Here is a 25,621-nt window from a genome sequence, read left to right as displayed (position 1 = left end):
CAGGCCTTCTTGGTTATGCCGGAAACCAATTGCGCTGCGGCAGGCTCTGCACCACAGGTCCGGGCACCTGGTCGTGCAGCCGGCCGACCACCGCGCCGCCCTCGATCTTGGCCGGGCGATCATGCACCGGCAGCAAATAGCGCGAGCTACTCAGCAGCTTCTTGATCGCAGCCTTCTCGGCGCGCTTGCTGGTGCCGTGGTTGCCGGTGGTGCGCGGCTCGGCGTCATGGATTTCGTTGAAGGGGGCGACGATCTGGTCGTTGAAGTCATAGATCACGTCGCCGCAGATTGTCGCGATGCCGTCGGCGGTGTGGACGTGGATGTTCATCGAGCCTTCGGTGTGGGCGTTGGCGGCGTCGCAATAGACGCCCGGCATCAGCTCGACCGGACCGGTGATCTCGAGGTCGAGGAAGCGCAGCGCGCTCTTGGTGTGCAGGCGGTCGATCAGATGCTTGATGTCGGGCGCCGGATATTGCGGGTGCATCAGGCCGGAGACGGAATATTCCAGCTCCTTGCGGTTGACGACGACGGTGGTGTTCATCGAGAACAGATCGTCCTTGCCGGCGTGATCGATGTGCAGATGGGTGTGGCAGACGAAGCGGACGTCGCCCATTCGCACGCCGTGGCGGGCGAGCTGGTTCTCGATCATGTTCTCGTGGAACTGGAGGCCGCGCATGCCGAGCGTCTCCATGATCTGGTTGGAACGGTAGCCGGTGTCGACCAGCACAGGGTAGGGGCCGCCGAGGATCAAAAAGCCGAGCGTCAGCACGCGGCGGGTCCGGCCGCAATTGTGCCCGAGCACGAGGAAGCTCGATTCCAGCTCGATATCGCCATAGTCCAGAATCTTGATCTCCAACGGCATCTGTCCCTCTCCCAATTCGTGTTCGTTGTTGTGTCCGTGTTCGCGGCGCGCCTATGGCCCCAGCCGATAGACCCGCGCCGCCGTTGTGCTGAAGATCGCCTCGCGCTGCTCGTCGCTGAGCCGTGCGGCCGCCGCCTTGAAGGCGTCGACGAGATCGCGGTAGCTGGACCACAGCTTCTCGATCGGAAAGTTCGAGCCGAACAGGCAACGGTCCGCGCCGAAGATCGCGACGGTGTCGATCACGATGCCGGCGATATGCGCGGCATCGTTGCGATGGATGAAGGTGCCGAGCCCCGACAGTTTCGAAACCACGTTCGGGCAGCGCGCCAGCCGCGCCATGCCGGCGCGCCAGGCGGCGCGTCCCTGCGGCGACAGATCCTCCAGCATGCCGGCGTGCTGCAGGATGAACGTCACGTCAGGGCAGGCCTCGGCGAGGCCGGCGGCATCGGCCATCTGCGACGCGAACACCTGCAGGTCAAAACTCCAGCCATAGTCGGCGAGGTGCGCGACGTTGCGCCGGATCGCGGTATCGGTGCAGAGATCGGGGCGCGCCGCGAACCGATAGAGCGGGTTGTCGTGCCAGTGCAGCTGCATGCGCACGCCGCGCACCAGCGGATAGCGCTTCAGGCGATCGAGCTGCGGGCGGACGTCGTCGACGGAGAGATCGGCATAGGCGACGAGGGCGTGCGGCCAGCCGTGCTGGTCAGCGGTCTGCTGCACCCAGGCTGCTTCATCCTCGAACTGGCCGTTCGGCCAGTTGGTCTGGACGTAGACCGAGCGGGTGACGTCGGTGCCCTTGAGGTCGTCGAGATATTCCTCGATCGGATAGTCGCGGCGGATTGGCTCGTAGGGGCCGAAGATGCGCGGCTGCATCGGGCCGGACAGCCAGGCGAGATCGGCCTGACGCCAGATGTGATGATGTCCGTCGACAATGCCAGTCACGCAGCTCTCCTTGCTCCGAGCGACAGCAGATGCGCGACCACCGCCGCGCTCGATCCGCCGTCCACGAGATCGTCGACAAAGCGCTGGATCGCGATCAGCGCCTCTGTTTGCGGCTTGAAGCCGGACGAGGTTGCGAGCGGCGTCAGCCAGCTGACGCGCCAGGCCCGGCGCGACAGCTTTGCGACGGCGTCGCGCAGCGCGGCCGGATCGCCGCGCTCAAGCCCGTCGGAGACGATCACGACCGCGGCGCCGCGGGCATATCCGCCGAACCGCGGCACGGCGAGGAAGGCCTGCAGCGCGTCGCCGATGCGGGTGCCGCCATCCCAGTCGCTGACCAGGAACGAGGCCGCGCTCAGCGCCTGCTCGCGGCGCTTCAGCCGCAGCGCCGATGTCACGCGGGTCAGTCGCGTGCCGAAGGTGAAGACCTCGACATTGCCGGCCGCCTGCACCAGCGCATGCGCGAGCCTCATGTTCTCCTCGGTGCGGGCCTTCATCGAGCCGGAGACGTCGATCAGCAACAGGATTTTCCGCGGACGCTGGCGGCGGCGCATGCGGCCGAGCCGCAGCACCTCGCCGTCATTGCGCACGCTGTCACGTAGAGTGCGGCGCAGATCGGCGAACGGGCCACTGCGGGCGCGGCGTCGCCTGTGGCCACGCCGCCGCGGCAGCCGCTTTGCTGCCTCGCGCGACAGTTTTCGCAGCGGATCGCTGATCGCGGCCTGGGCAAAGCGGCGCTCGACCAGCGCCTCGGCGCGTGCCGCGGCAAGGCCTGACTCATTGGCCTCGTCGGCGAGCGGCGGCTCGTCCTCGCCGCGGCCCTCCTCCTGCAGGCGGACGGTCTCCTCGTCCTCGCCCTCGGCCTGCTCGATCGCCTCGCCGCCACGGAAGTGGATGTCGAACAGCCGGTCATATGTCGCGCAGCGCTCCGGCGGCGGCGCCAGCGTCGCGAGCCCGGCCTGGCGGATGTGCTCGAGGCTCTGCGGCCCGAGCAATTCGATCGCGGCGAGGAAACTCGTTGTCTGCTCCGGTGCGACCAGGAAGCCGTTGGCGCGCAGCAGCGCGACAAAGGTCACGAAGATCTGCGCGGCGCGCGGCAGCTTGAGATCGTCGCTCACGCGGCTGCCTCCGCGATCAATGCATCGAGCCGGGGTGAGATGAAATGCAGATCCTCCTCGTCCTTCAGCGCGACGCCGATCGAACGCTTGAAGGCATCCGGCCAGCGCGCGCCGCCCTTATGAAGGAGGGTCGCGGCCTCCGCCCAGTCGACGGCTTCCGCAATCCCCGGCGCTTTGCTGAGCGGCTCGCGGCGCAGCCGGCCGACGGCGGCGACCACCGCGCGGGCGGTGGCTTCGGCGACGCTGGAGGCGCGCATCATCACGATCCGGGCCTCGCGCTCGGCGTTCGGATAGTCGATCCAGTGATAGACGCAGCGCCGCCGCAGCGCCTCGTGCAGGTCGCGCGTCCGGTTCGAGGTCAGCACCACGACGGGGTGCTCGGCGGCACGCACGGTGCCGCGCTCGGGGATCGAGATCTGGAAGTCGGAGAGGAATTCGAGCAGGAAGGCCTCGAACTCCTGGTCGGCGCGATCGATCTCGTCGATCAAGAGCACGGTCGCGTCGGGCGCCCGCAATGCGGCGAGCATCGGACGCTCGATCAGGAAGGCGTCGCCATAGATGTCGATGCTCTCTTCGCCGGCCTGCCGGATCGCCAGCATCTGGCGCGGATAGTTCCACTCATAGAGCGCAGCAGCGGCGTCGATGCCCTCATAGCATTGCAGGCGGATCAGCCTGCGGCCGAGCACCGCGGCGATCGCTTTCGCAGCCTCGGTCTTGCCGACGCCCGGCGCGCCCTCAAGCAGCAGCGGTTTGCCGAGCGCGAGCGAGAGATAGGCGGCCGTCGCGATGCCGTCGTCGGCGAGGTAATAGGCCGCGCGCAGCGCCTTCTCGAGCGCCTCGGGGCTATCGATGCCGACGATGTTGCTGCGGACCGGCATGGAGAGACCTCAGCGCCGCGGCTGCGGCCGCGCGCCGCCTTGCGCCCTGATCGCGCGCAGCACCTTCTCCGGCGTGATCGGCAGATCGTCGATCCGCACCCCGACCGCGTTGAAGATTGCGTTCGCCACGGCAGGCAGCACCGGATTGGCGCACATCTCGCCCGGTCCCTTGGCGCCGAACGGGCCGTCCGGGGCCGGGCGTTCGAGCACCGCGATGTCGTGCGGGCAGATGTCGCCGGGTCCCGGCATCAGATATTCGACGAAGTCGCGCGGGCCATGCACCGGCTCCGGATAATACGGTTCCGGCGTCTCGTAGAGTGCGTGGCTGACGCCCATCCAGGCGCCGCCGACCAGCTGCTGCTCGACCAGCCGCGGATTGAGCGCGCGACCGAGCTCATAGGCACTGTCCATCCGGACCATATCGACTTCGCCGGTCTCGTCGTCGACTTCGACCTCGGCGACGAGGCAGGCATGCGCATAGCACGTCGCCGGCGACATCTCGCCGGTTTCAGGGTCGACGTCGGACAGCGGCACCAGGAAGATGCCGCGGCCGGAGATCGTCTTTCCCTGCTTGAACTGCGCGGCGATCGCGACGTCCTTAGTCGAGATCGAGCGATGCGGCGCGCCCTTGACGTGGATGTTGCCGCGGCCGTCGGTCTCGAGGTCGGCGGCGTTTACCTCGAGCTCCTCGGCGGCCGCCTCCATCATCACGCCGCGCGCCTCGCGCGCTGCCGCCATCACGGCGTTGCCGACGCGATGCGTGCCGCGCGAGGCGAACGAGCCCATGCAGTGCGGACCGGTGTCGGAATCCGCGGTGTCGACATAGACGTCCTCGACCGGTACGCCCAGCGTCTCGGCACAGATCTGCCGCGTCACGGACTTCATGCCCTGGCCGAGGTCGATCGAGGACAGCGCGACCGTGAACTTGCCGCTCGGGTTGGAATGCACCAGCGCCTGGCTCGGATCGCCGCCGAGATTCATGCCGATGGGATAATTGACCGACGCGATGCCGCGTCCGCGATGCCTGGTCATGGTCAGCGCCTCCTGGTGCCGAAGACGGAAGAGAAGCGGGTGGCGCCATGCGACGGCGCGGTCGGCCGCGGCGGCGGAGGTGATGGTGGCGTCGGAGAGGGCGGCGGCGGCTCGCGGGTTGCAGCCGGGGCGCGATCATACGTCGTGCGCTGCTGCGACGGTGCGGGCGCCGGCGCATGCGGTTCACGTGGCGTCAGCGTCACAGCAGCACGGATGCCACCACCATCCTTGCGCGACGACATGCGCTTGAATTCTTCGCGGAGCGGCCATTTGGTCTTCTCCGCGGCGACCTGCACGCATTCGATCAGTGCCGTGTTCTTGGCCTCGCGACGGTGCGCCTTCATGTCGCCGTCGCGATACGCGTTGAGGATCCGGAACTCCATCGGGTCCATGCCGACGAGATGGGCGAGCTTGTCCATCTGGCATTCGATGGCGAAGTCCATCGCCGTGACGCCGAAGCCGCGCATCGCGGTCGCCGGCGTGCGGTTGGTGAAGACGCAGTAGACGTCGCCATGGACGTTTGGGATCGTATAGGGGCCGGGCAGATGCGCCGCGCATTTCACCGCCGCATAGCTCGACAGTCGCGTATAGGCGCCGCTGTCGAAATAGGCGCGCACCTTGCGCGCAACGACGCGGCCGTCGCGCATCACGCCATCCTTGATGTAGATGCGCTCGGCGCCGCGCGGCGGGCCGTATTGCATCTCCTCCTCGCGCCCGAACACGTAGCGCACCGGGCGTCCGGTCAGCATCGCGCCGAGGATGCAGAGCGGTTCGGTCAGGGTATCGACCTTGCCGCCGAAGCCGCCGCCCACCGTGCCGCCGATGAAGTGGAAGGTGTTGGAGGGCACGTCGAGGATCTTTGCGCAGGTGTCGACCGAGAAAAATAGCGCCTGCGTCGAGGTGTAGACGATGTAGCGGCCGTTGGTGTCGGGCGCGGCGATCGAGCCGTTGGTCTCGGTCGGCGCATGCTCGATCGGCGACATCTGGTAGCGCTGTTCCAGCACATGGTCGGCCGAGGCAAGCGCACGGTCGGCATCGCCGAAGCGCAGCTGCTGGCGATCGTAGGTCTCGTGATAGGTGAAGGTGTTCTTCGGATAAACCTCGTTGACCACGGGCGCGCCCGGCTTCAGCGCGTCCTCGACATCGAACACCGCCGGCAGCGGCTCATAGTCGATCTTGACCTTGGCGATCGCCTCAAACGCCTCGCGCGGGCTGTCGGCGACGATGGCGACGATGGGCTCTCCCTTGTAGCGCACCTTGTCGACCGCGAGCGACGGCTCGTCGTCCTTGCCGAAATTGATCAGGCTGAGCAGCGTGTTCAAATTGCGCGGCACGTCGGAGGCGCGGATCACGCGCCGCACCCCCTGCGACCGCTCGGCCTCCGAGGTGTCGATGCGCCGCAGCCGGGCGTGCGAATGTTCGCTGCGCACCACCTTCAGATGCAGCATGCCCTGCAGCTTGTGGTCGTCAAAATAGGGCGAGGTGCCGGTGACATGGCCGAGCATGTCCTGACGCTGCGTGCCCTTGCCGATTTCCTTCAGATTGTCGTCGCGCTCGTCGGCGAAGAGGTCCTTGCGCAATTCCAGCATGGCACTGTTCCCTTACGCGCGTGCGCGGCCGCCGGATGCGGCGGCGAGCACGGCGTTGATGATCGGCTCATAGCCGGTGCAGCGGCAGATATTGCCAGAGATCGCCTCGACCACCTCGGCGCGGCTCGGCTGCGGATTGCGGTCGAGCAGCGCCTTCGCGGCCATCAGCATGCCCGGTGTGCAGTAGCCGCACTGCGCGGCGAAATTGTCGGCGAAGGCGCGCTGCAGCGGGTGCAGATTGGGGCCGTCCTTGATGCCGTCGAGCGTCTCGACGGAGCGGCCGGCGACGGTCTCGGCGAGCGTCAGGCAGGAGAGGTGCAGTTCGCCATCGATCAGCACGCTGCAGGTGCCGCAGCCGCCCTGGCCGCAGCCGAATTTCGGCGTCATGTCGCCGATCAGCTCGCGCAAAGCCACCAGCAGATTGGTGCCGCCGTCGACGAAGATCGCGACGTCACGGCCGTTGTGCTGAAATTGCAGAGGGGTCTTGGCCATGACGATCTATTCCTGACCGGACAACAGGCGCCGGAGATGCACGCCGACGATCTCGCGGCGGTACCAGGCGCTGGCGAGCGCATTGTCGCCAGGCGAAGTTCCTTCGACGGCAGCCGCGGCGGCCGCATTGATCGTGGAGGCGTCGAGCGAGCGGCCTTCCAGCGCACGCTCGGCGGCGCGGGCGCGGATCGGCGTCGGCGCCATCGAACCGAGCGCGACGCGGGCGCCGACGATGCGGCTGCCGTTGACCGGCAGATGTGCTGCGAGCGTGATCACCGCGCCGCCCTTGGGCTTGATCCGCGCGATCTTGCGGTAGCGGAAGGCCTCAGTGCTGCCGGGCTTGGCGAAAGAGATCGCCAGCACCAGCGTGCCGGTCTGCCGGTCGCGCGATTGCAGGAATTCCTCGATTTCGATCTCACGGCCGCCGAGGCCGCCCTGCACCGACACGACAGCATCGAGCGCAAGCATCGCGACAGTGAAGTCGCCATACGGCACCGGCGCGAACAAATTGCCGCCGACCGTGCCCATGTTGCGCACCGCCGGTCCGCCGATCGAGCGGGCCGGGGCGTGCAGGAAGGCAAGCTCGCGCTCGGCCAGGATACGCGCAAAGGTGACGCCGGCGCCGAGCACGATACGCGCGCCCGAAGTATCAATCCGGGTCATCGCCTGGTCGCTGGCGCGGATAACAGTCGAGATCGAGATGTCACCTTCGTTCAACGCCCGCATCACCAGCGTGCCGCCGCCGAGGTAACGCGCGCTGCGATCCGACGACAGCGCGGCCGCCGCGTCATGGGTGCTGGTGAAGGTCTTCACCGTGACTGGCATGATGTCCCTTTCCGCTTACGCGGCCTCCTTCAGATGCCGGCGGATGGCTTCGAAGCCGGCCTGGTAGATGTCTTCCGAAACCATATGCGTAATGCGATCCCGGTCGTCGGTCCGCGTCGTGAAGCGCGATTCCCAGTGCCAGAAGGTGCGGTCGCCGTCGGTGACCGGCAGCAGGCGGACATGCGCCACGTAGTTGAACATCGGGATCGGTGTATCGAGCAGGCAGTAGCTGAACGATTGTTCGAGGTCGGACAGCGCCAGCAGCTGCTCGCGCAGCTCGGCGCCGTCCTTCAGCTTGAAGCGCCTGACGCAGCCGATCTTGTCGGAAGGCTGCGCGCGCTCGATGCCGCTGGTCGCGACCGCAGGGTGCCAGCGGTCGTGGCCATTGAAATCGCGCAGCACGGCCCAGACCGTATCGGTCGGTGCATCCAGGATCGTGCTTTTGACGATGTGCGGCACGGTCAGCGTCCAATGTCTATCTTTTGCATCGATGTTGCCGCGCGCATCACCTCTCCCCAACGGGGAGAGGTCGGCGCGCAGCGCCGGGTGAGGGGGCTCAGGTCCCACGAGGGACCGCAACCCCTCACCCGGATCGCATCATGCGATGCGATCCGACCTCTCCCACAGGGCGAGAGGTGGACCGTCTGCTCGGCGATATCTGACCTATGCATTCCGCTATCCCCCGAACGCCCGCTTCAGGGCGTCGAATCCGCCCTGGAACACGCCGCCACCGATATTGTTGACGAGCTCTGCTTCACGTTCCGGGGCGCAGTCGAACTCGGCAGTCCACTCCATGAACGTCTGGTCGCCGTCGGTGACCGGCGTGAGCCGCAAGGTCGCGACATAGTTCTCGACGCCCATCGGCGATTCCAGGATCGAGTAGATGCAGAACATGTCGTAGTCGGACAGGCCCAGAAGCTTCTCCCTGATCCGGTCGCCATTGCGCAGGCGAAAATCCCTGACGCAGCCGATCTTGTCGGAGGGCTCGCCACCCTCGATCCGGCTCTCCGCAATCGCGGGGTGCCAGTTCGGCAGCCCGTTGAAATCGCGCACCCGGGCCCAGACCCGGTCGTTGCGGGCGTTGACGACGGTGGAGACATAAACTCGTGCCATGGCGTGAGCTCAGTCCTTCTTGCGTGGCGTGCGCTCAGGACGCGGTGGCTCGCCGCCGCCCCCGGGCGCTGCCGGCTTGGCCTCGCCGCTGCTTTTCCGCGCGGACTCCTTGATGCCCTGCATGTCGCGCGCCTCGCGGATCAGGCCGGGCATTTTTGCCAGGCTGCCGCCCTCGACGCCGATATCCGACAGGATCGAGTCGATCAGCGGCGCCTGCACGCGATAGCGCAGCGCCGAATCGATCACCTCGTCGGTGGCGCTGCGGCCACCGCCGCCGCCATTACCGTTGCCGTTGAGGCCGTCTACCTGGAGGATGCGGATGCCCTCGATCTTCTCCATCGGCTTGACGCTCTCGCGCACGATGCCCTCGATCCGGTCGAGCAGCTTGCGACGGAACAGCGAGTAGCGTGCCTGATCGGTCAGCACATTTTCGGCCTCGTTGAGCAGGCGCTGCGCCTCGGCCTCCACCGTGGCGCGAACCCGTTCGGCCCCGGCCGCGATCCTGGTTTCCTCGGCCTGCTTCTCGGCCAGCAGCACCTCGATGGTCTTGCGCCGTTTGGCGATTTCGCTCTCGCGCGCGGTGACCACGCGCTCGGCCGCCTCGGTGGCGTGTACCCTCGCGTCCTCAGCCGCCGCGCGCGCCGCGGATTCCTCCAGCGACTTCTGATGCAGCGCGATCGCCTTCTCCATCAGCGCGGTCTCGACGTCCTTCTCACGGTTCACCTCGAGCTTGCGCAGCTCGCGCTCGCGGCCGATCCGGGCCTCGTCGAGGCCGCGGTCCGACGCAATCCGCGCGCGTTCGACCTCCTCGCGTGCGGCAATCTCGGCCTCCTGCAGCGACTGGTTGCGGGCGACTTCGAGCTGCTCGATGGAGCGGCGCCGAGCGATCCGCGCAGCCTCCAGCGCCTGCTCGCGGGTCACGTCGGTGGTCTCGACCTCCTTGCGGGCCGTGATCTCGGCCTGCTTGACCTGCCGGTCGGCATCGATGCGCTCCGATCGCTTGGCGGCGAGCGCGATCACGCGCTCCTCGTCGGCGAGCTCGATCGCCCTCTTCTGATCGATATTGAGCACCTCGCGGGTCCGGGAGGACGTGATCCGTTCGCTCTCCAGCGCCAGCTCGACATCGATCCGCTGCCGCTCGACCGCGTCGCGGCGCTTCAGCTCGGCGGCCTCGATCGCCCCGGTGCGCTCGATCTCGAGCGCGCGGGTCTCGCGTTCGGCACGGATGCGCTGTGCGGCGACCGACTTCTCCTGCGAAATGCGCGCCGCCTCGATCGATTCGCGCGAGGCAATGTCGGCCTCCTCGATTGCGCGGGTGCGCGCGATTTCCAGCGCCCGGACATGTTCCTCCTGCGCGATCCGCGACGCCTCGGTGGCGTCGCGCGCCGTGATCCCGGCGATTTCGATCGCCTGGTTGCGCTCGATCTCGAGCTTGCGCGTGGTGTGATCGGCGGCGATGCGCTCGGCGGCCAGCGTCTTCTCTCTGATGATGCGGGCGGCCTCGACCGACTTTTGCGCCTCGATCTCGGCCTCCTGGATGGTGCGGACCTGCTGGATCTCCAGTGCGCGGGTGCGTTCGTCCGAGGAGATGCGCTCGACATTGACCGTCATGGTCTGGGCGATGCGCGCCTTCTCGGTGGCCTCGCGGGCCGCGATCTCGGCCTCCTCGACCGCGCGGGTCCGCTCGATCTCGCGGCGGCGAGTCTCTTCCTCATTGGCGATGCGGGCATCGGTGACGACGCGGTCCTGCTGGATGCGGGCCTTTTCGATCGACTCGCGGGCGGCAATCTCGGCCTCCTCGACCGTGCGCATCCGCTCGATCTCGCGCTGGCGGACCTCGCGTTCGGAGGCGATGCGGGTGGTGTCGACGGAGCGCTGGTTGGCGATCCTGGCCTTCTCGATCTCCTCGCGTGCCAGCAATTCCCGCTCTTCCACCGCGCGGGTGCGCTCGATCTCCCGGTGCCGGGTCTCGCGCTCGGAGGCGATACGGGCTTCGGTGATGGCCTGCTCGTTGGCGATGCGCGCCTTCTCGATGGTTTCGCGTGCGGTGATCTGGGCCTGTTCGGCTTCGGTCTCGCGCAGCGCGCGCTCGCGGGCGACTTCGGTGCGCTGCAGGGCGCGGCGCATCTCGATATCACGCTCCTGCTCGAGGCGGGCGGTCTCGCTCTCGCGCTCGATCTCCAGCGCCTGCCGCTCGGCTTCGAGATTGCGCGAGCGGATCTTGATCATCGAGTCCTGCTCGATGTCGTTGCGCAGCTTGCGCTTGGCTTCGATATCCTCCATCAGGCGGGTCAGGCCTTCGGCGTCGAAGCGGTTCGAAGGGTTGAAATATTCGAGGTCGGTCTGGTCGAGATCGGTGATCGCGACCGACTCCAGTTCGAGGCCGTTCTGCGCCAGCGCTTCGGCGGCATTGGCCTTGACGCGGGCGACATAGTCGCCGCGCTGCTCATGCATCTGCTCCATCGTCATTTCGGAGGCGACCGAGCGGATCGCGGAGATGAACTTGCCGGAAAGCAAAGTGTGGAGCTGCTCCGGCTCCATGGTGCGGCGGCCGAGCGTGGCGGCGGCGATCGAGACCGCCTCGCGGGTCGCCTGCACCCGGACGTAGAAGTCGGCCTCGATATCGACGCGCATCCGGTCGCGGGTGATCACGGCGTCCTGCCTGGAGCGCACGATCCCCATCGGCAGCACGTTCATGTTGACCGGCGTGTAGTCGTGGATGAACGGCAGCACGAAAGCGCCGCCATTAATCACCACCCGTTCGCCGAGGAAGCCGGTCCGGACGAAGGAGGTTTCCTTCGACGAGCGGTGGTACAGCCAGTTCACCACATAGACGATGATGACGATCGCGACGATTGCGACGATGAGCCAGAGGATCAATTCACCTGCTAGCATCCCCGACATATCTTCCTCCCTTGGTCACGGCGCGTTAGCGCGCGCCGATCGCCTTGAATTTGCGAACCTGATCCGTCAACGCCCGCTCGACCGGCAGGCGCTCCATCGAGGAGGCGCCGTAGAAGCCGTGGCAGTTGCGGGTCTGCTTCATGATGAAATCGGCATCCGCGGGGTCCGCGATCGGACCGCCATGCGCGAGCACGATGATGTCCGAATTGACGCTGAGCGCGGCTTCGGCCCAGGCCTCGATGCGGGCAGGGCAGTCGGCAAGTTTTGGCGCGGTCTGTGCGCCGATCGTGCCGCCCGTGGTCAGGCCCATATGGCAGACGATGATGTCGGCGCCCGCGATCGCCATCGCGGCGGCCTCCTGCTCGCTGAAGACATAGGGCGTGGTCAGCATGTCCTTCTCATGCGCCTTCGAGATCATGTCGATCTCGAGCGCGTAGGACATCCCGGTCTCTTCGAGATTGGCGCGGAACGTGCCGTCGATCAGGCCGACGGTCGGAAAATTCTGCACGCCGGCAAAGCCGATAGCCTTGAGCTGGTCGAGGAACACGTCCATGTCGCGGAACGGATCGGTGCCGTTGACGCCGGCGAGCACCGGCGTCCTGGTCACGACCGGCAGCACCTCGCCGGCCATCTCGACGACGATGGCGTTGGCATCGCCATAGGGCATCAGTCCGGCGAGCGAGCCGCGACCCGCCATGCGATAGCGGCCCGAATTGTAGATCACGATCAGGTCGACGCCGCCGGCCTCCTCGCATTTCGCGGACAGTCCGGTGCCGGCGCCGCCGCCGACGATCGGCTCGCCGCGCGCGATCATGGCGTGGAACTTCTTCAACAGCGCCGTGCGTTCAAACCTGGGCATGGGTCACCTCGCCACTCTCCGCCTGCTACCGGCGCGTCCGAGCAGCGGACGGAATGCGCTGACGATGGCGGCGGTGAACTCGGGATCGTTGATGTTGCGCTTGATGCGAATGATCTGCCGGTTGCCGGTCTGGCGCACGGTGCGCTCCAGCGCGCCAAACAGCGCAGCGTCGGCGTCGGGATCCCAGAACGGCTGGCCCGGTGCATCGAGCGCGGAGACGCCGCCCTCGGGCAGGAAGAAGCGCACCGGTCCGTCCATCTGGTTGAGGCGTTCGCCGATCCAGCGGCCCATGCGCTCGTTCTCTTCCGGCGTGGTCCGCATCAAGGTGACTTGCGGATTGTGGATGTGGAACTTGCGCTGCCGGTAGCGTTCCGGAATCGTGTCGGGCGCGCCGAAGTTCACCATATCGAGCGCGCCGACCGAGCCGACATAGGGCACGCGGCTGCGGATGATGGCGCCGAAGCGATCGTCCGTCGCCGGGAACACGCCGCCCATCAGCAGGTCGCAGACCTCGGTCGTGGTGAGGTCGATGACGCCGGCGAGCTGACCGGACTCGACCAGCTTCTCCATCGAACGGCCGCCGACCCCGGTGGCGTGGAAGACCAGGCACTCGAAATCCTCGCGCAGGTCGGCCGCGATCTTCTGCACCGCCGGCGTGGTGACCCCGAACATGGTGATGCCGATCGCGGGGAGATTGGCAGCGGTGTCGCGCTGCTTGGTGTTCTGCTGGTCGAGCCGCGCCTTGACCATGCCGACCAGCGCATTGGCGCCGTTGCCGAGTACCGCGCGCGAGATCGAATTGAGACCCTGCACGTCGGTCACCGAATACATCATGGTGATGTCGGCGGGACCGACATAGGGGCCGACGTCGCCCGAGGCGACCGAGGAGATGATCAGCTTCGGCACGCCGACCGGAAGCGCGCGCATGCCGGGGGCAACCAGCGAGGCACCGCCCGAGCCGCCGGCCGAAATGATGCCGGCGATATTGCCCTGGCGGCGCAGCCAGCGCTCGAACGCCTCGGCCATCGCCGTCACCGAGGCGCCGCGGTCGGCGCCGAATACGCTCGCGCCGCCGCGGCCGTGGTTCAGCGCGATCTCCTGCGCGGTGACGTCGCAGCTCGCCGCCTTGCCGCTGGTCGAGACGTCGACAAGCCGCGTCCGCAGGCCACTGCCGGCAATGATGTCGCGAATGAACCGCAGCTCCGCACCCTTGGTGTCGAGCGTGCCGACGACCAGCACGACCGGTGGCCCCGAGGGCCTGGATGTCACTGGCTCGCGCCGCGTGCGCGCCGTCTCCTCGAGCCTCGTGACGGCGGAGGACTGCGTCCGTGCGGCTGCCTCGATGCGGGCGATCGGCACCGGTTGCGACCAGCGCGTCGGCAGCACGGGATTGGAGACGTAGATACGAGCCGGCCCCTTGCGTTCCGGCGGCGGCGCGCCGGCGGCATCGGCCTTTGCCGGCGCGGTCTCGGCCTCAGTCACATCCGCGCCGTGGGTGCCGACGCCGAGCAGCCGTTGCTGCAGCTCGCGATCGGTGGCGAGGCGCGCGGAGTCGATGATGCGGTTGATCCGGCCGTTGACCATGATGGCGACGTTGCGCGACACCGCCGTCGCCACGCCGATATTCTGCTCGATGACCAGGACGGAGATGTCGCCTTTATCGCCGAGGCGCAGCAGCATGTCCTCGACCTGCGCCACGATGACCGGCGCGAGGCCTTCGGTCGGCTCGTCCATGATCAGAAGTTGCGGATTGGTCAGCAGTGCGCGCGCAATCGCGAGCATCTGTTGCTCGCCGCCGGAGAGCTGGTTGCCGCCGTTGTTCTTGCGCTCCGCGAGGCGGGGGAAGGTGTCGTAGATGCGCTCGATCGTCCACGCGCCGCGCCGCAGGCCGCCAGCCAGCGCGAGGTGTTCGTCGACGGTCAGCGAGCGCCACAGCCGCCGGCCCTGCGGCACATAGCCGACGCCGAGCCGGGCGATCCGCGCCGGATTGAGCCGCGTGACCTCCTCGCCGCGAATCCGGATCGAGCCGGCGCTGGCGCGCACCAGGCCCATGATGGCCTTGCACAGCGTGGTCTTGCCCATGCCGTTGCGGCCGACCACCGAGAACACACCGGTATCGAGCGTGAGATCGACGCCTTGCAGCGCATGCGAATGGCCGTAATAGACGTCGAGGCCCTTGACCTCGAGGGCGGGGACGGCGCGGCGGTCACTCATGGCCGCCTCCGAGATAAAGCTGCTGCACCTCGGGATCGGACTCGATCTCGCGCGGCAGGCCTTCCTTGAAGATACGGCCGTTGTGCATCATCGTCACGCTTTCGACGACGCGCAGCGCGACGTCCATGTCGTGCTCGATGATGATGTAGCCGATATGGGCCGGCAACGAGGTCAGGATCTCGATCAGCTCGCGCCGTTCGGTCGGCGACAGTCCCGCCGCCGGCTCGTCGAACAGGATGAAGCGCGGCGCGCCCGCCAGCGCCAGCGCGATCTCGAGCTGGCGCTGCTGGCCATGCGCGAGCTCGGCGACGCGCTGGTCCTTGACGCTGGCGAGGTGCACCGCCTGCACCAGCGTTTCGGTCGAATGCATCAGCGCATCGTTCTGCCCCGGGCGAAGCAACGAGAATCGGCCGCGCGAGACGCCGCGGCAGGCGAGGTAGACGTTGTCCTGCACCGTGAGGCCGGGGAACAGCGCCGAAATCTGGTAGGTGCGGCGCAAGCCCCGGCGGATGCGCTCGTAGGGCGGGAACTGGGTAATATCCTCGCCGAAGAAGCGGATCGTGCCGGAGGACGGCGGGAAGTCGCCGGTGATGCAGTTGAACAGCGTCGTCTTGCCGGCGCCGTTCGAGCCGAGTACCGCGCGACGTTCGCCAGGACGCACGGTGATGGTGACGTCGGTCAGCGCCGCCAGCGCGCCGAACAGCCGCGTCACGCCGCGCAGTTCCAGCGCAGCACCGGCGCCGACCACGGACAGCCGCTGCGCGACGCTATCCATGGCGGCCTCCGCCTGGACGTTGCGTCGAGGAGTTGGTGCGGCGCCGCCAGCGCTCCCAGAGGCCGATCACGCCGTCGGACGACCAGAACACGATGGCGAGGAAGCCGAGCCCGATCAGCAGCCGGAAGCGATTGCCGTCGAGCCCGAACTTGATCAGCACGTCGAGCGCGAAGGTGCGCAGCAGCACGAAGATCAGCGCACCGATGAACGGGCCGATCGGCCGCGTGATGCCGCCGACTATGGCGATGATCAAGACGTCGATGCAGGCGCCGACGCTGACTGAGCCGGGCGAGATTTGCCGGTAGTTCCAGACCTGCAGCACGCCGCCGAGCGCCGCGATGAAGGCGGCGAAGGCGTAGGCCGCGATGCGGTGGGCATTGGGATTGAAGCCGAGTGCGGCCATGCGGCGGGAATTGTCGCGCACGCCCTGCAGCGCGAGGCCGAACGGCGCGCGCGAGACATACTGGACGGCGAAGTAGCAGATCGCGGCGACGCCGAGCGTCACATAGTAGAACGCGATGTCGGCGCGCCAGTCGACGCCCCAGAAATGCGGCGTCGCGACGGTGTTGATGCCGGTGTGGCCGTTGAAGATCGCCCAGTTCTGGTTGGTGAAGTAGTAGAAGGCAGCACCGATCGCCAGCGTGATCATGATGGTGTAGATGCCCTCGGTGCGCACCGCGAGCGCGCCGCCGAGCGTGCCGAACAGCGTCGCCAGCGCCAGCGCCATCGGCGTTGCCAGCCACCACGGCCAGCCCAGGCTGATATTGGCGTTGCCGCTTATGCCGAACACCGCGACCATGTAGCCGGCGAAGCCCGCGATCGTCAGCTGCATCAGGCTGACCATGCCGCCATAGCCGGCCAGGAACATCAGGCTGAGCGCGATGATGCCGAGGATCAGCGTGGTGGCGAAGATCTCGATCAGGAAGAAGCCGTTGGCGATCAACGGCATGATCACGAGGATCAGCGCGACCAGCCACGCTGCCGGGTTCTGCAATTCGGGCCAGGCGCGGATCAAGGCGCGTCGCGTCGCGTTCGCGGACGGGTCGGGGCGGAACTGGGTGCTCTGGAGCAACGACATTTCATCGCCTCGCGAGCAGGCCCTGCGGCCGCAGCGCCAGCACCACGACCATGATCAGGAAGGTGACGACGATGGCGTAGGTCGGGATGTAGACCGAGCCGAGCTGCTCGGCGAGCCCGATGATGACGGCGCCGAGCGCAGCCCCCGGGATCGAGCCCATGCCGCCGACGATCACGACGACGAGGGAAGCGAGCAGGAAGCGGGTGTCCTCGCCCGGCGACAGCGACTGGAAGGTGCCGCCGACCACCCCGGCGATGCCGGCAAGGCCTGCGCCGAACGCGAACACCAGCACGAACACGAGCTGGATCCGCACTCCGGTCGCGGCCAGGATATCGCGGTCGTCGACGCCGGCACGAACGATCATGCCGATCCGCGTACGATTCAGCGCCAGCCACATCGCGATCCCGATCACGACGGACGCTGCGAAGATCACGAGCCGCACCAGCGGGTATTGCAGATAGACCGGCTCGCCCGACGATTTGATCGCGGTCAGCAGCGGCAGCTGCACCGGGCCGATCAGCCAGCTCGGGGTCTGGACCTGATAGAAGTCGCCGCCGAACACCCAGAGCATCAAATCGGCGAACACGATCGAGAGCCCGATCGTCACCATGGTCTGCCTGAGGTCCTGCCCCTCCATGCGGCGGAACACGGCGAGCTGCAGGATCACCCCGACCAGCGCCACCGCGATGAAGGCGACGATGAAGCTGAGGATCCACGACCCGGTCCAGGTGCTGACGGCGTAGCCGATGTAGCCGCCGAACAGATAGAGCGAGCCGTGCGCGAGGTTGACGTTGCGCATCAGGCCGAAGATCAGCGTGAAGCCGCTCGCCACCAGGAAATACAGCCCGCCGAGCGTGATGCCGTTCAGCACGGCATTGAGGAACACGCGCTTGCGGCCGATCGCGGCCTCCAGTCCCGGCGGCCAGATCGCGAACACCAGCCACGCAAGCACCGCGACCGCGATGATTGCGATCAGCGCCCAGGCCGGATGGCGTTCGATGAACCTGGCCATCTCCGTCGCGTTCCCTCAGCTGGCCGCGACCGTCTGCCGGGCCGCGTGTCCTGTCATCCTATCGAGGGCGAAAGCTAGGGATTTGATCCAGAGTATCTTTTATCGTTTTCCTTTCCGGAACTCGTTCACGGCCGCAACACCTTGGCGGCGCGGCGATAGTCGGTCGGGGCCATGCCGACATTGGCGGCGAAGAAGCGGGTGAAGCCGCTCTGCGAGGAGAAGCCGAGATCGAAGCCGATATCGGCGATCGGCGTCTCGGTCGCGACCAGCGCGTCCAGCGCCTGCTCCATGATCAGCGTGTTCATGTAGAGGTGAGGGGTGACGCCGGTTTGCGTCCGGAACAGCCGGTAGAAATGCGGCCGCGACAGGCCCGCCTCGCGCGCGATCGCATCGAGCTCGATCTCGGCGCCGGGGCTTTCCGACATCAGCTTGATCGACTTGCGGACCCGGAAATCGGTCACCGCGGCCGCCGCGGGCGCGTCCTGCGCCGCCTGCCAGCTCTCCTCGTAGCAGGAATCGATCAATTGCCGGAGTTCGCAATCGAGGGTGCGCAGCGACGGCGCGCCGCACACCAGTGCTGCGGTGCGGCGGATCAGCCGGTCGAGCGTCTCGGTGCGGGGAAAGAAGGTGCGGCCGAACCGCAGGCCCTGCGCATTCGCCGTCGGCGCGAACCATTCGGCGTTGACATAGAGCACGAAGAAGATCGCGCCGTGGTCCATGTCGGTCGGCAGAAAATTGTGCGGTTCCCACGGGTTGACCGCGACGACGGTGTCGTCCTTGAGCAGCAGGCGCTGCTCGGAGACATCGATCTGCGCCGGCGTTCCGCCGACATGAAAGATCAGATGCCCTTCGCGGTGCGCATGCACGTTGAAGGGACGGTTCAACTGATAGACCGTCGCGCGACCGAACCGGCCGTGGAAGACGGCAAGCGCCCTGCTCATGCCTCCCCTCCCGCGGGATGTTCTTGTCTTTTCGACAAGCGTTCATCATCCGCCCGCGGAAAGCAAGGGCGAGCAGGGCTGTTGGTGCAACCGCGCGCCATGCCGCGGCCGCTCTGCCTGCACTGCAACAAATACGTCAGTACTTCTTGCACTCCGGGATCGTGCGGCCGGGCAGGCCGATCTTGGCGAACACCGCCGGATCGTAGCCCAGCGTCTGGTTGACGTTCGGGATCACCTTCACGACCTTGGAGAACAGCGCGCCCTTGCCGTCATCGACCACCTCGGTGACGAAATTGGTGCCGATCGCCTGGCGGTTGGAATCGAGCTTGATCTTGCCGTTCGGCGCGTCGATCTCGATCTTCGCCAGCGCCTCCTTGAGCTTGGCCTGGTTGTTGGAGAGATCGCCGTTGACCTGGCGCAGCGCCAGGATCAGCGCCATAGTCGAGCCGTAATAATTGGTGGCGAGCAGCGACGGGCTCGGGAAGCGTTTGGCCGGCGGGAAGGCGTCCTGGTAGGCCTTGACGAATTTCTGCCAGCCCGGATCCTCCCAGGTATCGGCCTGGCCGCTGGCGGCGATGGTGCCGACCAGCGCGTTCTTGGCGCTGCCCTTCGACGACAGGATGGTCTGGTCGATCATGATCGAGCCGCCCATCAGATGCGCCTTGCCGCCGGCCTGCTGATACTGGTTGAGGAAGTTGACCGCGTCGGCGCCGCCGAGGCCGAGATAGATCGCATCGACATCGTCGGGCAATGCGGCGATCACGGAGGCAAAGTCCTTGGTGCCGAGCGGCACCCATTGCCGGTTGGTGACCTGGCCGCCGGCGCCGCAGAATTCGAGAACCAGGCCGAACACCTGGGTGTAGATGAAGGAGTAGTCCTCGCCGACGGTCGCGATCTTGCGATAGCCCTTGGTCTCATAGGCGTATTTGCCGAGGCCGACCTGCCATTGCGCGCCGTCCATGTTGAAGCGGAAGAAGTTTGGCGCCGGGTCGACATAGGTCGTCTCCTGCGCGCCGGAGGCGGCGTTGACGAAGGTCAGCTCCGGATGGGTTTTTGCAAAGTTCTTCACCGCAATGCCTTCGTCGCCCGACAGCGGCGACAGTAGGATCTGCACCTTGTCCTGCTCGATCAGCTTGCGCACCGCGCGCACCGCGGAGTCCGGCGTCGCGTCGGTCGAGGCGACGACGAATTCGAGTTCCTTGTCGCCGATCTTCTTGCCGAGCACGTTGAGCGCGGTCTGGTGGCCGCGCATGCCATCCTCGCCGAGCACGGTGTAGGTGCCCTCGAGCGTCGCGGTGACGCCGACCTTGATCTTCTCCTGAGCGAACGCCGTGCCCGAAAGCAACAGGCTGCTCAACGCTATCAGTCCCAAACTGCCTTTCAACATTGCTCTCCTCCCTCTGTGTTGTCGCCGGCGTCCACATCGCGCAAGGGCGTCCGGTTGTTGCTGATAAAGCTAGCCGAAGGCGGGCACAGCGCGGATGTCGTCGCCGCGCAATCGCTTAACGGGCAGTCTCATTTTGATTGTTGCGCCGCAACGAGGTTCGCGGCGCAATGTCGCGGTTACTTGCTCGATGTCATCACCCGCGCAGGCGGGTGATCCAGTATTCCAGAGGCGCCGGTGCTTAAGCTGAGGGGCCGCGGCGTACTGGATCGCCCGGTCGAGCCGGGCGATGACAGTGTGGGCGCCACACACACGACCGTCGTCCTGGCGAAAGCCAGGACCCATAGCCAGCGCACTTGATGATGAACGGGATCGTGGCCCCAGCATCGCGAAACAAGTCTCATTTGGGGTAATGGGTCCTGGCTTTCGCCAGGACGACACCGAATGTTGCATTAGCCGTGAGTCATACTTCCGCGTTCTCGCGACATGAATCGTCCGAGCTTTTGCTCTTCGTTCCGCCCTCACGGAGATCGTGCCGCATCGTTCATGCGGTTCGGCCTTTGCCTCGCGGTAAGGCCGTGTGGATCCGGACGTGCATCGTCGGACTGCGCGATCGGTGTTGAAGCGGGCGCGAGATGATGCCGCGCCGTATTGATCATCTGTTCTCCGACCACCATGCCCAACAGGCCAACCAGCGCGATCAGCGGCGGGGCTGGGGAGCGAACCTGGACGAGGCCGTAAGCGACCCCGGCGGCAACGCCCATCAGCAGGGACAGCATGTAGCCGATCATCGTCGTCCTCCTATTGCTGCGGCTTGATCACGATGCGACCTGTCGCACCGGCTGCGACCTTGCGATAGCCCTGCGCGGCGTCAGCCAGCCCGCAGGTTTCCGCGATCGGGGCCGCGCGATAATCGCCGGCGATGAAGCCGGGCGTGAGCGCGTCAAGCACATCCGCCGAGGCCGCCAGATCGCGCTTCAAGGTATCGACGCCGAGCAGCCGGCTTTCATTGTGGTAGAAATCGGCGAGATCGAAGCTCACCTCGCGCTGGCCGGTCGCGGAAATTTCCACCAGCCGTCCGCGCAGCGCGAGGCTGTTGACAGCGCTGCGGAACATGACGCCGCCGACGAGGTCGAACACGATATCGGCGCCGTTGCCGCGAGTGACCGCGCGGATTTCCGCCGGCACGTCCTCCGCTCCGATGATCAGATGCTCCGCAATCGCATGAATCGGCGCGTCGGCATGCGGCGCGTGGCGGTCGACGCCGATCACCCGCGCGCCGATGCGCCGGGGCGATCTGGGCCGCGGCGCCGCCGACCCCGCCGCCGGCGCCGATCAGGACGATGGTCTCGCCAGCCTTGAGACCGGCGGCCTCGATGCCGCACCAGGCGGCGACATAGTTGACGCCGACCGATGCCGCCTGCTCGAAGCTGAGATTGTCCGGCTTCCGCCGCAGGCTCGTGACTGGCACCGCGAGCAGTTCGGCATGGGTGCCGTCGCGGGTGAAGCCGGTATCGCCGCCGGTGCCCCAGACCGCGGCGCCGCACCATTCGACCGGTCCCGCCTCGACGATGCCGGCGTAATCCCGGCCGGGGATGCGCGGCAGCGTGGTCTGGCTCATCGCGCCAGCCACGTTCTTGACGTCGCTGGGGTTGATGGAGGCGGCGACGACGCGCACCAGCGCGGTCGCCGCGTCCACGGTCGGCGCTGGGACCTCGGTCAGTTTCAGTACCGAAGGGTCTCCGAAGGTCTCGAACCGGATTGCGCGCATGAATCTTGCTCCTCATCTTTCCTAGGCTGGAAAATGGACCGGCCTGAGAGGACCGGAAAGATGCCAGGAAGGATGCTATGCTTCCATTATATGGAAGCATGGAGGCTGAATTGCCGGACAGCATCGGGGATATCGAGCTCTTCTGCGGCGTCGTTGAAGCGGGCGGAATCTCCGCCGGTGCCGCGGCCCTGCGCTCGTCGCCGCCCGCCACCAGTCGGCGGCTTGCAGCCCTCGAGGCGCGGCTCGGTGTGAAGCTTGCGGAGCGCAATGCGCGGCGGTTTCGACTGACGGAAGAGGGTGCGCTGTTCTACGAACACTGCCGAAAGCTGCTTGCGGCGATGCGCGACGTCGAAGCGGAGGTGTCGGCCCGGGGCGCGACGGCGCGTGGACTATTGAAGGTCGGCGCGCCGATGGAGCTCGGCCGGCGGCGGATCGCGCCGTTGCTGGCGGAATTCGCCGACCAGCATCCGGGACTGGACGTCCATCTGGTGCTCTCCGATGCCGGCCTCGAGGTCGGACAGGACGGCATCGACGTTGCGCTTCGCGTTGACCGGCCCGACAATCCGGCGCTCATGACGCGCAAGATCGCGACCACACCGCGCGTGCTCTGCGCTGCGCCATCCTATTTCGCCAAACGCGGGATGCCCGAGCGGCCAGCCGATCTGATCGATCACGAATGCCTGCGTCTGGCGCGCCGGCATCATCTGCACGATCGCTGGCGGTTCCGGACGGAGCACGGCGTCGAGGAGATCGTCGTGAAGGGGCACCTGTCCAGCAGCAGCGGCGACGTGCTTCACGGCTGGGCCCTTGAAGGCCGGGGCCTGTCGTCGGAAGCGCTATGGGACGTGTCTGAGGACCTGCAGGCCGGGCGTCTGGTGGCCTGTCTTGCCGATCATGCGTGCGATGAAATCGAGCTGTTCGCCACGTTTCAGCCGGGCCATCCCGTGCCGCCACGCGTCCGCCTGTTCGTTGATTTCATCGCAGCGTCGCGTTTGAACCAGTCGTCGTAGCTGGACTCTCGGATCCGTTATCTCAGCCGCGCGCGGATGGTTCCTGTTCGATCTGATACGTGCCGCGCTTGCAGTTCAGAGATCGATGACGAGATCACCAACCGGTCGTGAGCAGCAGATCAGAAGATTGCCGTCCGCGGGCCTGTCGAGCGGCTCTGGCCCATAAGCGACCGTGCCTGAAACCAGGCCGCTTTCGCAGTTGTGACAAACGCCACTCCGGCACGCCCAGCGCACCGGGACATCGCATGCCTCGGCGAGCTCGAGGATGCTTTGGTAGGCCGACGCTTTCCAGTGTGCGGCAACGCCGCTTCTGGCGAACGAGATCAATGGACCGGTGTCCGCATCGTCGCCGGGCGGATGGGGAGCTCGGGCTGCGGTGCCGACGACACCCGGCGTCATCGACTCGCTGCCGTTGAAGATTTCGAGATGAATTCGCTGCGGCGCCACGCCGAAGGCCGTCAGCCCGTCTTTCATGTCTGCCATGAAGCGCGCGGGTCCGCAGAGGTAGACGTCCGCCTCTCCGGGAATGCCGACCTCGCCGAACACCTGTCGCGACAGATGTCCGCTGCCGTCGAAATCCACGCCCTTCCGGTCGCGCGAGTCCGGCCTGCTGTAACAAACGTAGCTGCGACCGTGGGTGAGAGCGGGCATCAGGCGGCGGACTTCGGCTGCGAACGGATGATGTTGCCCGTCGCGAGCCGTGTGCAGCCACAACACCTGTCGTGTCGAGCCGGTCTTCGCCAAGGCGTGCAGCATTGACAGCACCGGTGTTGCGCCAATTCCCGCGCTGAGCAACACGACGGGCCGCTCTCCGGACCGCAGCACGAAGCTTCCGCGCGGCGAGCTGACGTCGAGACGATTGCCGGGCCGGATCTGCTCCCGCAGGTAGGTTCCGGCAGCGCCGTTCGGTTCGAGCTTCACGCTGATCCGATAGCGCTCCGTCGAGGCCGGGCCCGAGAGCGAGTAGCTGCGAAACAGTTGCGGCCCGTTGCCGGCCGGCCGAAGGCGCAGCACGACGTACTGACCGGGCAGGGCCGAAGGCAGCGGCTGTCCGTCCGGGTCCTGCATCGACAGCGAGAGGACGTCCGCCGCCTCGTGATCGATGGCGGCGACCACGAGCGGACGAAATCCCGGTGCAGCGGGATGCGCAGCCGCTGCCGGCGCCAGCCCCGCGTTGCCGGTGCCCGCGCCACTCGCCTGGTTCTGCAGCAAAGCCTGGAACGACGCCCGCCATCCCGGCGAGAGTTGCTCGATGCGCAAGGCGCGCTCCAGCCGATCACGCGGATGGTTCGGCGAATAGAGCAGCGCGTTGATCTCCGCAACGGTCATTCGCTCCTTCGCCTCGCCCACCTTCAGGATGTCGTCGCCGGCGCCGACATCGCCTTCGCTGAGGACGCGGAAGTAGAAGCCCGGCCGTCCGCTTGAGGTCAGCAATGCCGGCATCAGCGGCTCGTTGACGCGAATGCCGACGCGGTAGCACGTCACGCGAGGCTGGGTGATCTCGAACAGCGCGCTGCCGATCTGGTAGCGGTCGCCGATGCACACGGTATCGTCGGGCAACCCCTCGATCGTGAAGTTCTCGCCCAACTGGCCGTGGACGAAGTCGTTTCGCTTCAGCTCTTCCTGCCAGTGGCGATACGATTCGATCTGGTAGACGAACACGGCGCGATGCTCGCCGCCATGGCCCGCGAGGTCGCCCTGGCCGTCTCCGGCCAGATTGAGCCGGCCGACCCGGCACCGGCCGGGCACCGGACTTTTCCAGACCGCGGTGTGAACAGTGCGGCCCTTCCACTCAATGTCGCGCGGAAGCCCGACGTTCACGGATAGCAGTCGCGCCATGTTCTGCTCCGCCTTGAACGAGAATCGGAGGCCTCCCGCGGCTCGCAATGGCAGCAAGCCGCCGGAGGCTGACTAGCGGACGATCTCGGCGACGTCGAGGTTGCGATCCGGGCCGTGCGGCACGACAGTCTGGCCCGGTTCGAGATGCAGCTGGACGCCGTCGAGATGGACGGTGACGATATCGGGTTCGAACGACACCAGGCCGGAGATGCGGCGCACCTCGGGATAGGCGTCCGGATAGGACCACGCCGCCTGGCGTGCCTCACCGATCGCATAGTAACTGCATAATCCCTTGTAGGGGCAGAAGGTCTGGAGCTTGACCGGAACGAGGGCGGACTCGTCGATATCGGCGCGCGGAACGTACCAGCGCGGCGCGAAGCCGGACTCGTAGAGCACCAGCGGCCGCCTGGTGTCGGCGACGACGCGCTCGCCGTGGCGGACCACGAGATGACGGGAGGCCTGGCGGATGTCGATGCGATGGTAGGGGTCGGCGGCGTGGCCGACGATCCGCTCGTCCTCCTCGTAGAAGGCATCCATCGCCCGCCAGGCGAACGCGACCCGTCCCTGCAGTTCGCTTGCGTGGGCCGGCAGGCCGGTGTGCTGCCATGCGCCCCGCGCTGCGATGTGCTGCTCGTCGGCGCAGACGCTGTACCAGGACGTGGATCCGAGATCGGCGTGCTGGGTGACGTGCTCGGTGCGTTCCAGGACACCCGGAGCAACATCGGCTTCCGGAAAGTAGGCGACGGGATAGCGAGCCGGTTCGAACAGCAGGAGGACCTGCTCGCTGTCGGCGATCCAGCGTTCGGCGAAGCGCACGCGCATGCGCCGGCGCAGCCGCTCGACGAACAACAACCTCTTGGGCAGCGGTTCGGGCACGAGGAACCGGCCGAGTGCTCCCGCTGAGAGCGGACCTTGTTGCCAGGACAGTCCCATTGTTGCCTCCCGCAAAGATTTGACGATCGAGGCTGGTACGATATCCGCGGAGC

24 protein-coding genes and 1 pseudogene are annotated in these 25,621 nt (G+C 66.7%); 2 read left to right on the top strand and 23 right to left on the bottom strand.

The window, feature by feature from the left end; translation table 11 throughout:
• Positions 1 to 13: 13 nt before the first annotated feature.
• From G6P99_RS40155 to G6P99_RS40060, 20 genes are all read right to left on the bottom strand, one after another.
• The gene (locus G6P99_RS40155) at positions 14 to 862 is read right to left on the bottom strand and encodes an MBL fold metallo-hydrolase (protein ID WP_165126088.1); all 849 of its coding nucleotides are present in this window, start codon (positions 860 to 862) and stop codon (positions 14 to 16) included.
• A gap of 51 nt (positions 863 to 913) precedes the next feature.
• A complete protein-coding gene (locus G6P99_RS40150; protein WP_165126085.1) occupies positions 914 to 1,804 on the bottom strand; it encodes an amidohydrolase family protein in 891 nt (296 codons plus the stop codon).
• A complete protein-coding gene (locus G6P99_RS40145) occupies positions 1,801 to 2,919 on the bottom strand; it encodes a vWA domain-containing protein (protein ID WP_029082749.1) in 1,119 nt (372 codons plus the stop codon). Before G6P99_RS40145 ends, G6P99_RS40150 begins: the two co-directional genes overlap by 4 nt.
• Positions 2,916 to 3,797, bottom strand: coding sequence for an AAA family ATPase (locus tag G6P99_RS40140; protein WP_029082750.1), 882 nt, complete (start codon positions 3,795 to 3,797; stop codon positions 2,916 to 2,918). Before G6P99_RS40140 ends, G6P99_RS40145 begins: the two co-directional genes overlap by 4 nt.
• A gap of 9 nt (positions 3,798 to 3,806) precedes the next feature.
• A complete protein-coding gene (locus tag G6P99_RS40135; RefSeq protein ID WP_021075858.1) occupies positions 3,807 to 4,829 on the bottom strand; it encodes a xanthine dehydrogenase family protein molybdopterin-binding subunit in 1,023 nt (340 codons plus the stop codon).
• Between the two features lie 2 nt (positions 4,830 to 4,831).
• Complete coding sequence (locus tag G6P99_RS40130) at positions 4,832 to 6,418, bottom strand: xanthine dehydrogenase family protein molybdopterin-binding subunit (RefSeq protein WP_029082751.1); 1,587 nt, start codon at positions 6,416 to 6,418, stop codon at positions 4,832 to 4,834.
• Between the two features lie 12 nt (positions 6,419 to 6,430).
• The gene (locus G6P99_RS40125; RefSeq protein WP_029082752.1) at positions 6,431 to 6,910 is read right to left on the bottom strand and encodes a (2Fe-2S)-binding protein; all 480 of its coding nucleotides are present in this window, start codon (positions 6,908 to 6,910) and stop codon (positions 6,431 to 6,433) included.
• A 6-nt stretch (positions 6,911 to 6,916) separates the two neighbouring features.
• Positions 6,917 to 7,735, bottom strand: a complete 819-nt coding sequence (locus tag G6P99_RS40120; protein ID WP_029082753.1) for an FAD binding domain-containing protein — start codon at positions 7,733 to 7,735, stop codon at positions 6,917 to 6,919.
• Positions 7,736 to 7,750: 15 nt separating this feature from the next.
• Entirely contained in the window at positions 7,751 to 8,194 is a 444-nt protein-coding gene (locus tag G6P99_RS40115; protein ID WP_029082754.1) for an SRPBCC family protein, read from the bottom strand.
• 216 nt (positions 8,195 to 8,410) lie between these two features.
• Complete coding sequence (locus G6P99_RS40110; RefSeq protein ID WP_029082755.1) at positions 8,411 to 8,848, bottom strand: SRPBCC family protein; 438 nt, start codon at positions 8,846 to 8,848, stop codon at positions 8,411 to 8,413.
• Positions 8,849 to 8,857: 9 nt separating this feature from the next.
• The gene (locus G6P99_RS40105) at positions 8,858 to 11,752 is read right to left on the bottom strand and encodes a flotillin family protein (RefSeq protein ID WP_165126082.1); all 2,895 of its coding nucleotides are present in this window, start codon (positions 11,750 to 11,752) and stop codon (positions 8,858 to 8,860) included.
• 25 nt (positions 11,753 to 11,777) lie between these two features.
• On the bottom strand, positions 11,778 to 12,611 hold the full coding sequence (locus G6P99_RS40100; protein WP_029082757.1) for a phosphoenolpyruvate hydrolase family protein: 834 nt from the start codon (positions 12,609 to 12,611) through the stop codon (positions 11,778 to 11,780).
• 3 nt (positions 12,612 to 12,614) lie between these two features.
• Positions 12,615 to 14,825: an ABC transporter permease gene (locus G6P99_RS40095; RefSeq protein ID WP_165126079.1), complete on the bottom strand. Its 2,211-nt coding sequence runs from the start codon at positions 14,823 to 14,825 to the stop codon at positions 12,615 to 12,617.
• The gene (locus tag G6P99_RS40090) at positions 14,818 to 15,600 is read right to left on the bottom strand and encodes an ABC transporter ATP-binding protein (RefSeq protein ID WP_029082759.1); all 783 of its coding nucleotides are present in this window, start codon (positions 15,598 to 15,600) and stop codon (positions 14,818 to 14,820) included. Before G6P99_RS40090 ends, G6P99_RS40095 begins: the two co-directional genes overlap by 8 nt.
• On the bottom strand, positions 15,593 to 16,678 hold the full coding sequence (locus G6P99_RS40085; RefSeq protein WP_029082760.1) for a branched-chain amino acid ABC transporter permease: 1,086 nt from the start codon (positions 16,676 to 16,678) through the stop codon (positions 15,593 to 15,595). The genes G6P99_RS40090 and G6P99_RS40085 overlap by 8 nt, the downstream gene beginning before the upstream one ends.
• 1 nt (position 16,679) lies before the next feature.
• A complete protein-coding gene (locus tag G6P99_RS40080) occupies positions 16,680 to 17,690 on the bottom strand; it encodes a branched-chain amino acid ABC transporter permease (protein WP_029082761.1) in 1,011 nt (336 codons plus the stop codon).
• A gap of 125 nt (positions 17,691 to 17,815) precedes the next feature.
• Positions 17,816 to 18,631: a helix-turn-helix transcriptional regulator gene (locus tag G6P99_RS40075; protein WP_029082762.1), complete on the bottom strand. Its 816-nt coding sequence runs from the start codon at positions 18,629 to 18,631 to the stop codon at positions 17,816 to 17,818.
• Between the two features lie 136 nt (positions 18,632 to 18,767).
• Positions 18,768 to 20,018, bottom strand: coding sequence for an ABC transporter substrate-binding protein (locus tag G6P99_RS40070; RefSeq protein WP_029082763.1), 1,251 nt, complete (start codon positions 20,016 to 20,018; stop codon positions 18,768 to 18,770).
• 518 nt (positions 20,019 to 20,536) lie between these two features.
• Positions 20,537 to 20,806: a DUF1427 family protein gene (locus G6P99_RS40065; RefSeq protein ID WP_165126076.1), complete on the bottom strand. Its 270-nt coding sequence runs from the start codon at positions 20,804 to 20,806 to the stop codon at positions 20,537 to 20,539.
• A gap of 10 nt (positions 20,807 to 20,816) precedes the next feature.
• A complete protein-coding gene (locus G6P99_RS40060) occupies positions 20,817 to 21,287 on the bottom strand; it encodes a zinc-binding dehydrogenase (protein WP_198031201.1) in 471 nt (156 codons plus the stop codon).
• A gap of 128 nt (positions 21,288 to 21,415) precedes the next feature.
• On the opposite strand from G6P99_RS40060, the gene G6P99_RS40055 reads away from it, so the two are divergent.
• Entirely contained in the window at positions 21,416 to 21,598 is a 183-nt protein-coding gene (locus G6P99_RS40055) for a hypothetical protein (protein WP_198031202.1), read from the top strand.
• On the opposite strand, the pseudogene G6P99_RS47850 reads toward G6P99_RS40055, so the two are convergent.
• A pseudogene (locus G6P99_RS47850) lies at positions 21,529 to 21,786 on the bottom strand (alcohol dehydrogenase catalytic domain-containing protein); the annotation flags it as partial. The gene G6P99_RS40055 and the pseudogene G6P99_RS47850 overlap by 70 nt on opposite strands.
• A gap of 110 nt (positions 21,787 to 21,896) precedes the next feature.
• Here G6P99_RS47850 and G6P99_RS40050 point away from each other — a divergent pair.
• The gene (locus tag G6P99_RS40050; RefSeq protein ID WP_029082765.1) at positions 21,897 to 22,796 is read left to right on the top strand and encodes a LysR family transcriptional regulator; all 900 of its coding nucleotides are present in this window, start codon (positions 21,897 to 21,899) and stop codon (positions 22,794 to 22,796) included.
• 75 nt (positions 22,797 to 22,871) lie between these two features.
• On the opposite strand, the gene G6P99_RS40045 is transcribed toward G6P99_RS40050, so the two are convergent.
• Together G6P99_RS40045 and G6P99_RS40040 are read right to left on the bottom strand one after the other, a co-directional pair.
• Positions 22,872 to 24,635 (bottom strand): MOSC and FAD-binding oxidoreductase domain-containing protein, encoded by a 1,764-nt coding sequence (locus G6P99_RS40045; RefSeq protein ID WP_165126073.1) that lies wholly within the window; start codon positions 24,633 to 24,635, stop codon positions 22,872 to 22,874.
• A 72-nt stretch (positions 24,636 to 24,707) separates the two neighbouring features.
• A complete protein-coding gene (locus G6P99_RS40040; protein ID WP_029082767.1) occupies positions 24,708 to 25,568 on the bottom strand; it encodes a DUF427 domain-containing protein in 861 nt (286 codons plus the stop codon).
• Positions 25,569 to 25,621: the final 53 nt, after the last annotated feature.

Source organism: Bradyrhizobium sp. 6(2017), from assembly GCF_011058295.2.
Taxonomy (GTDB): Bacteria; Pseudomonadota; Alphaproteobacteria; order Rhizobiales; family Xanthobacteraceae; genus Bradyrhizobium; species Bradyrhizobium septentrionale.
The sequence above is the reverse complement of the archived record's forward strand: the minus strand, read 5'-3'. Positions and strand labels throughout refer to the sequence as shown.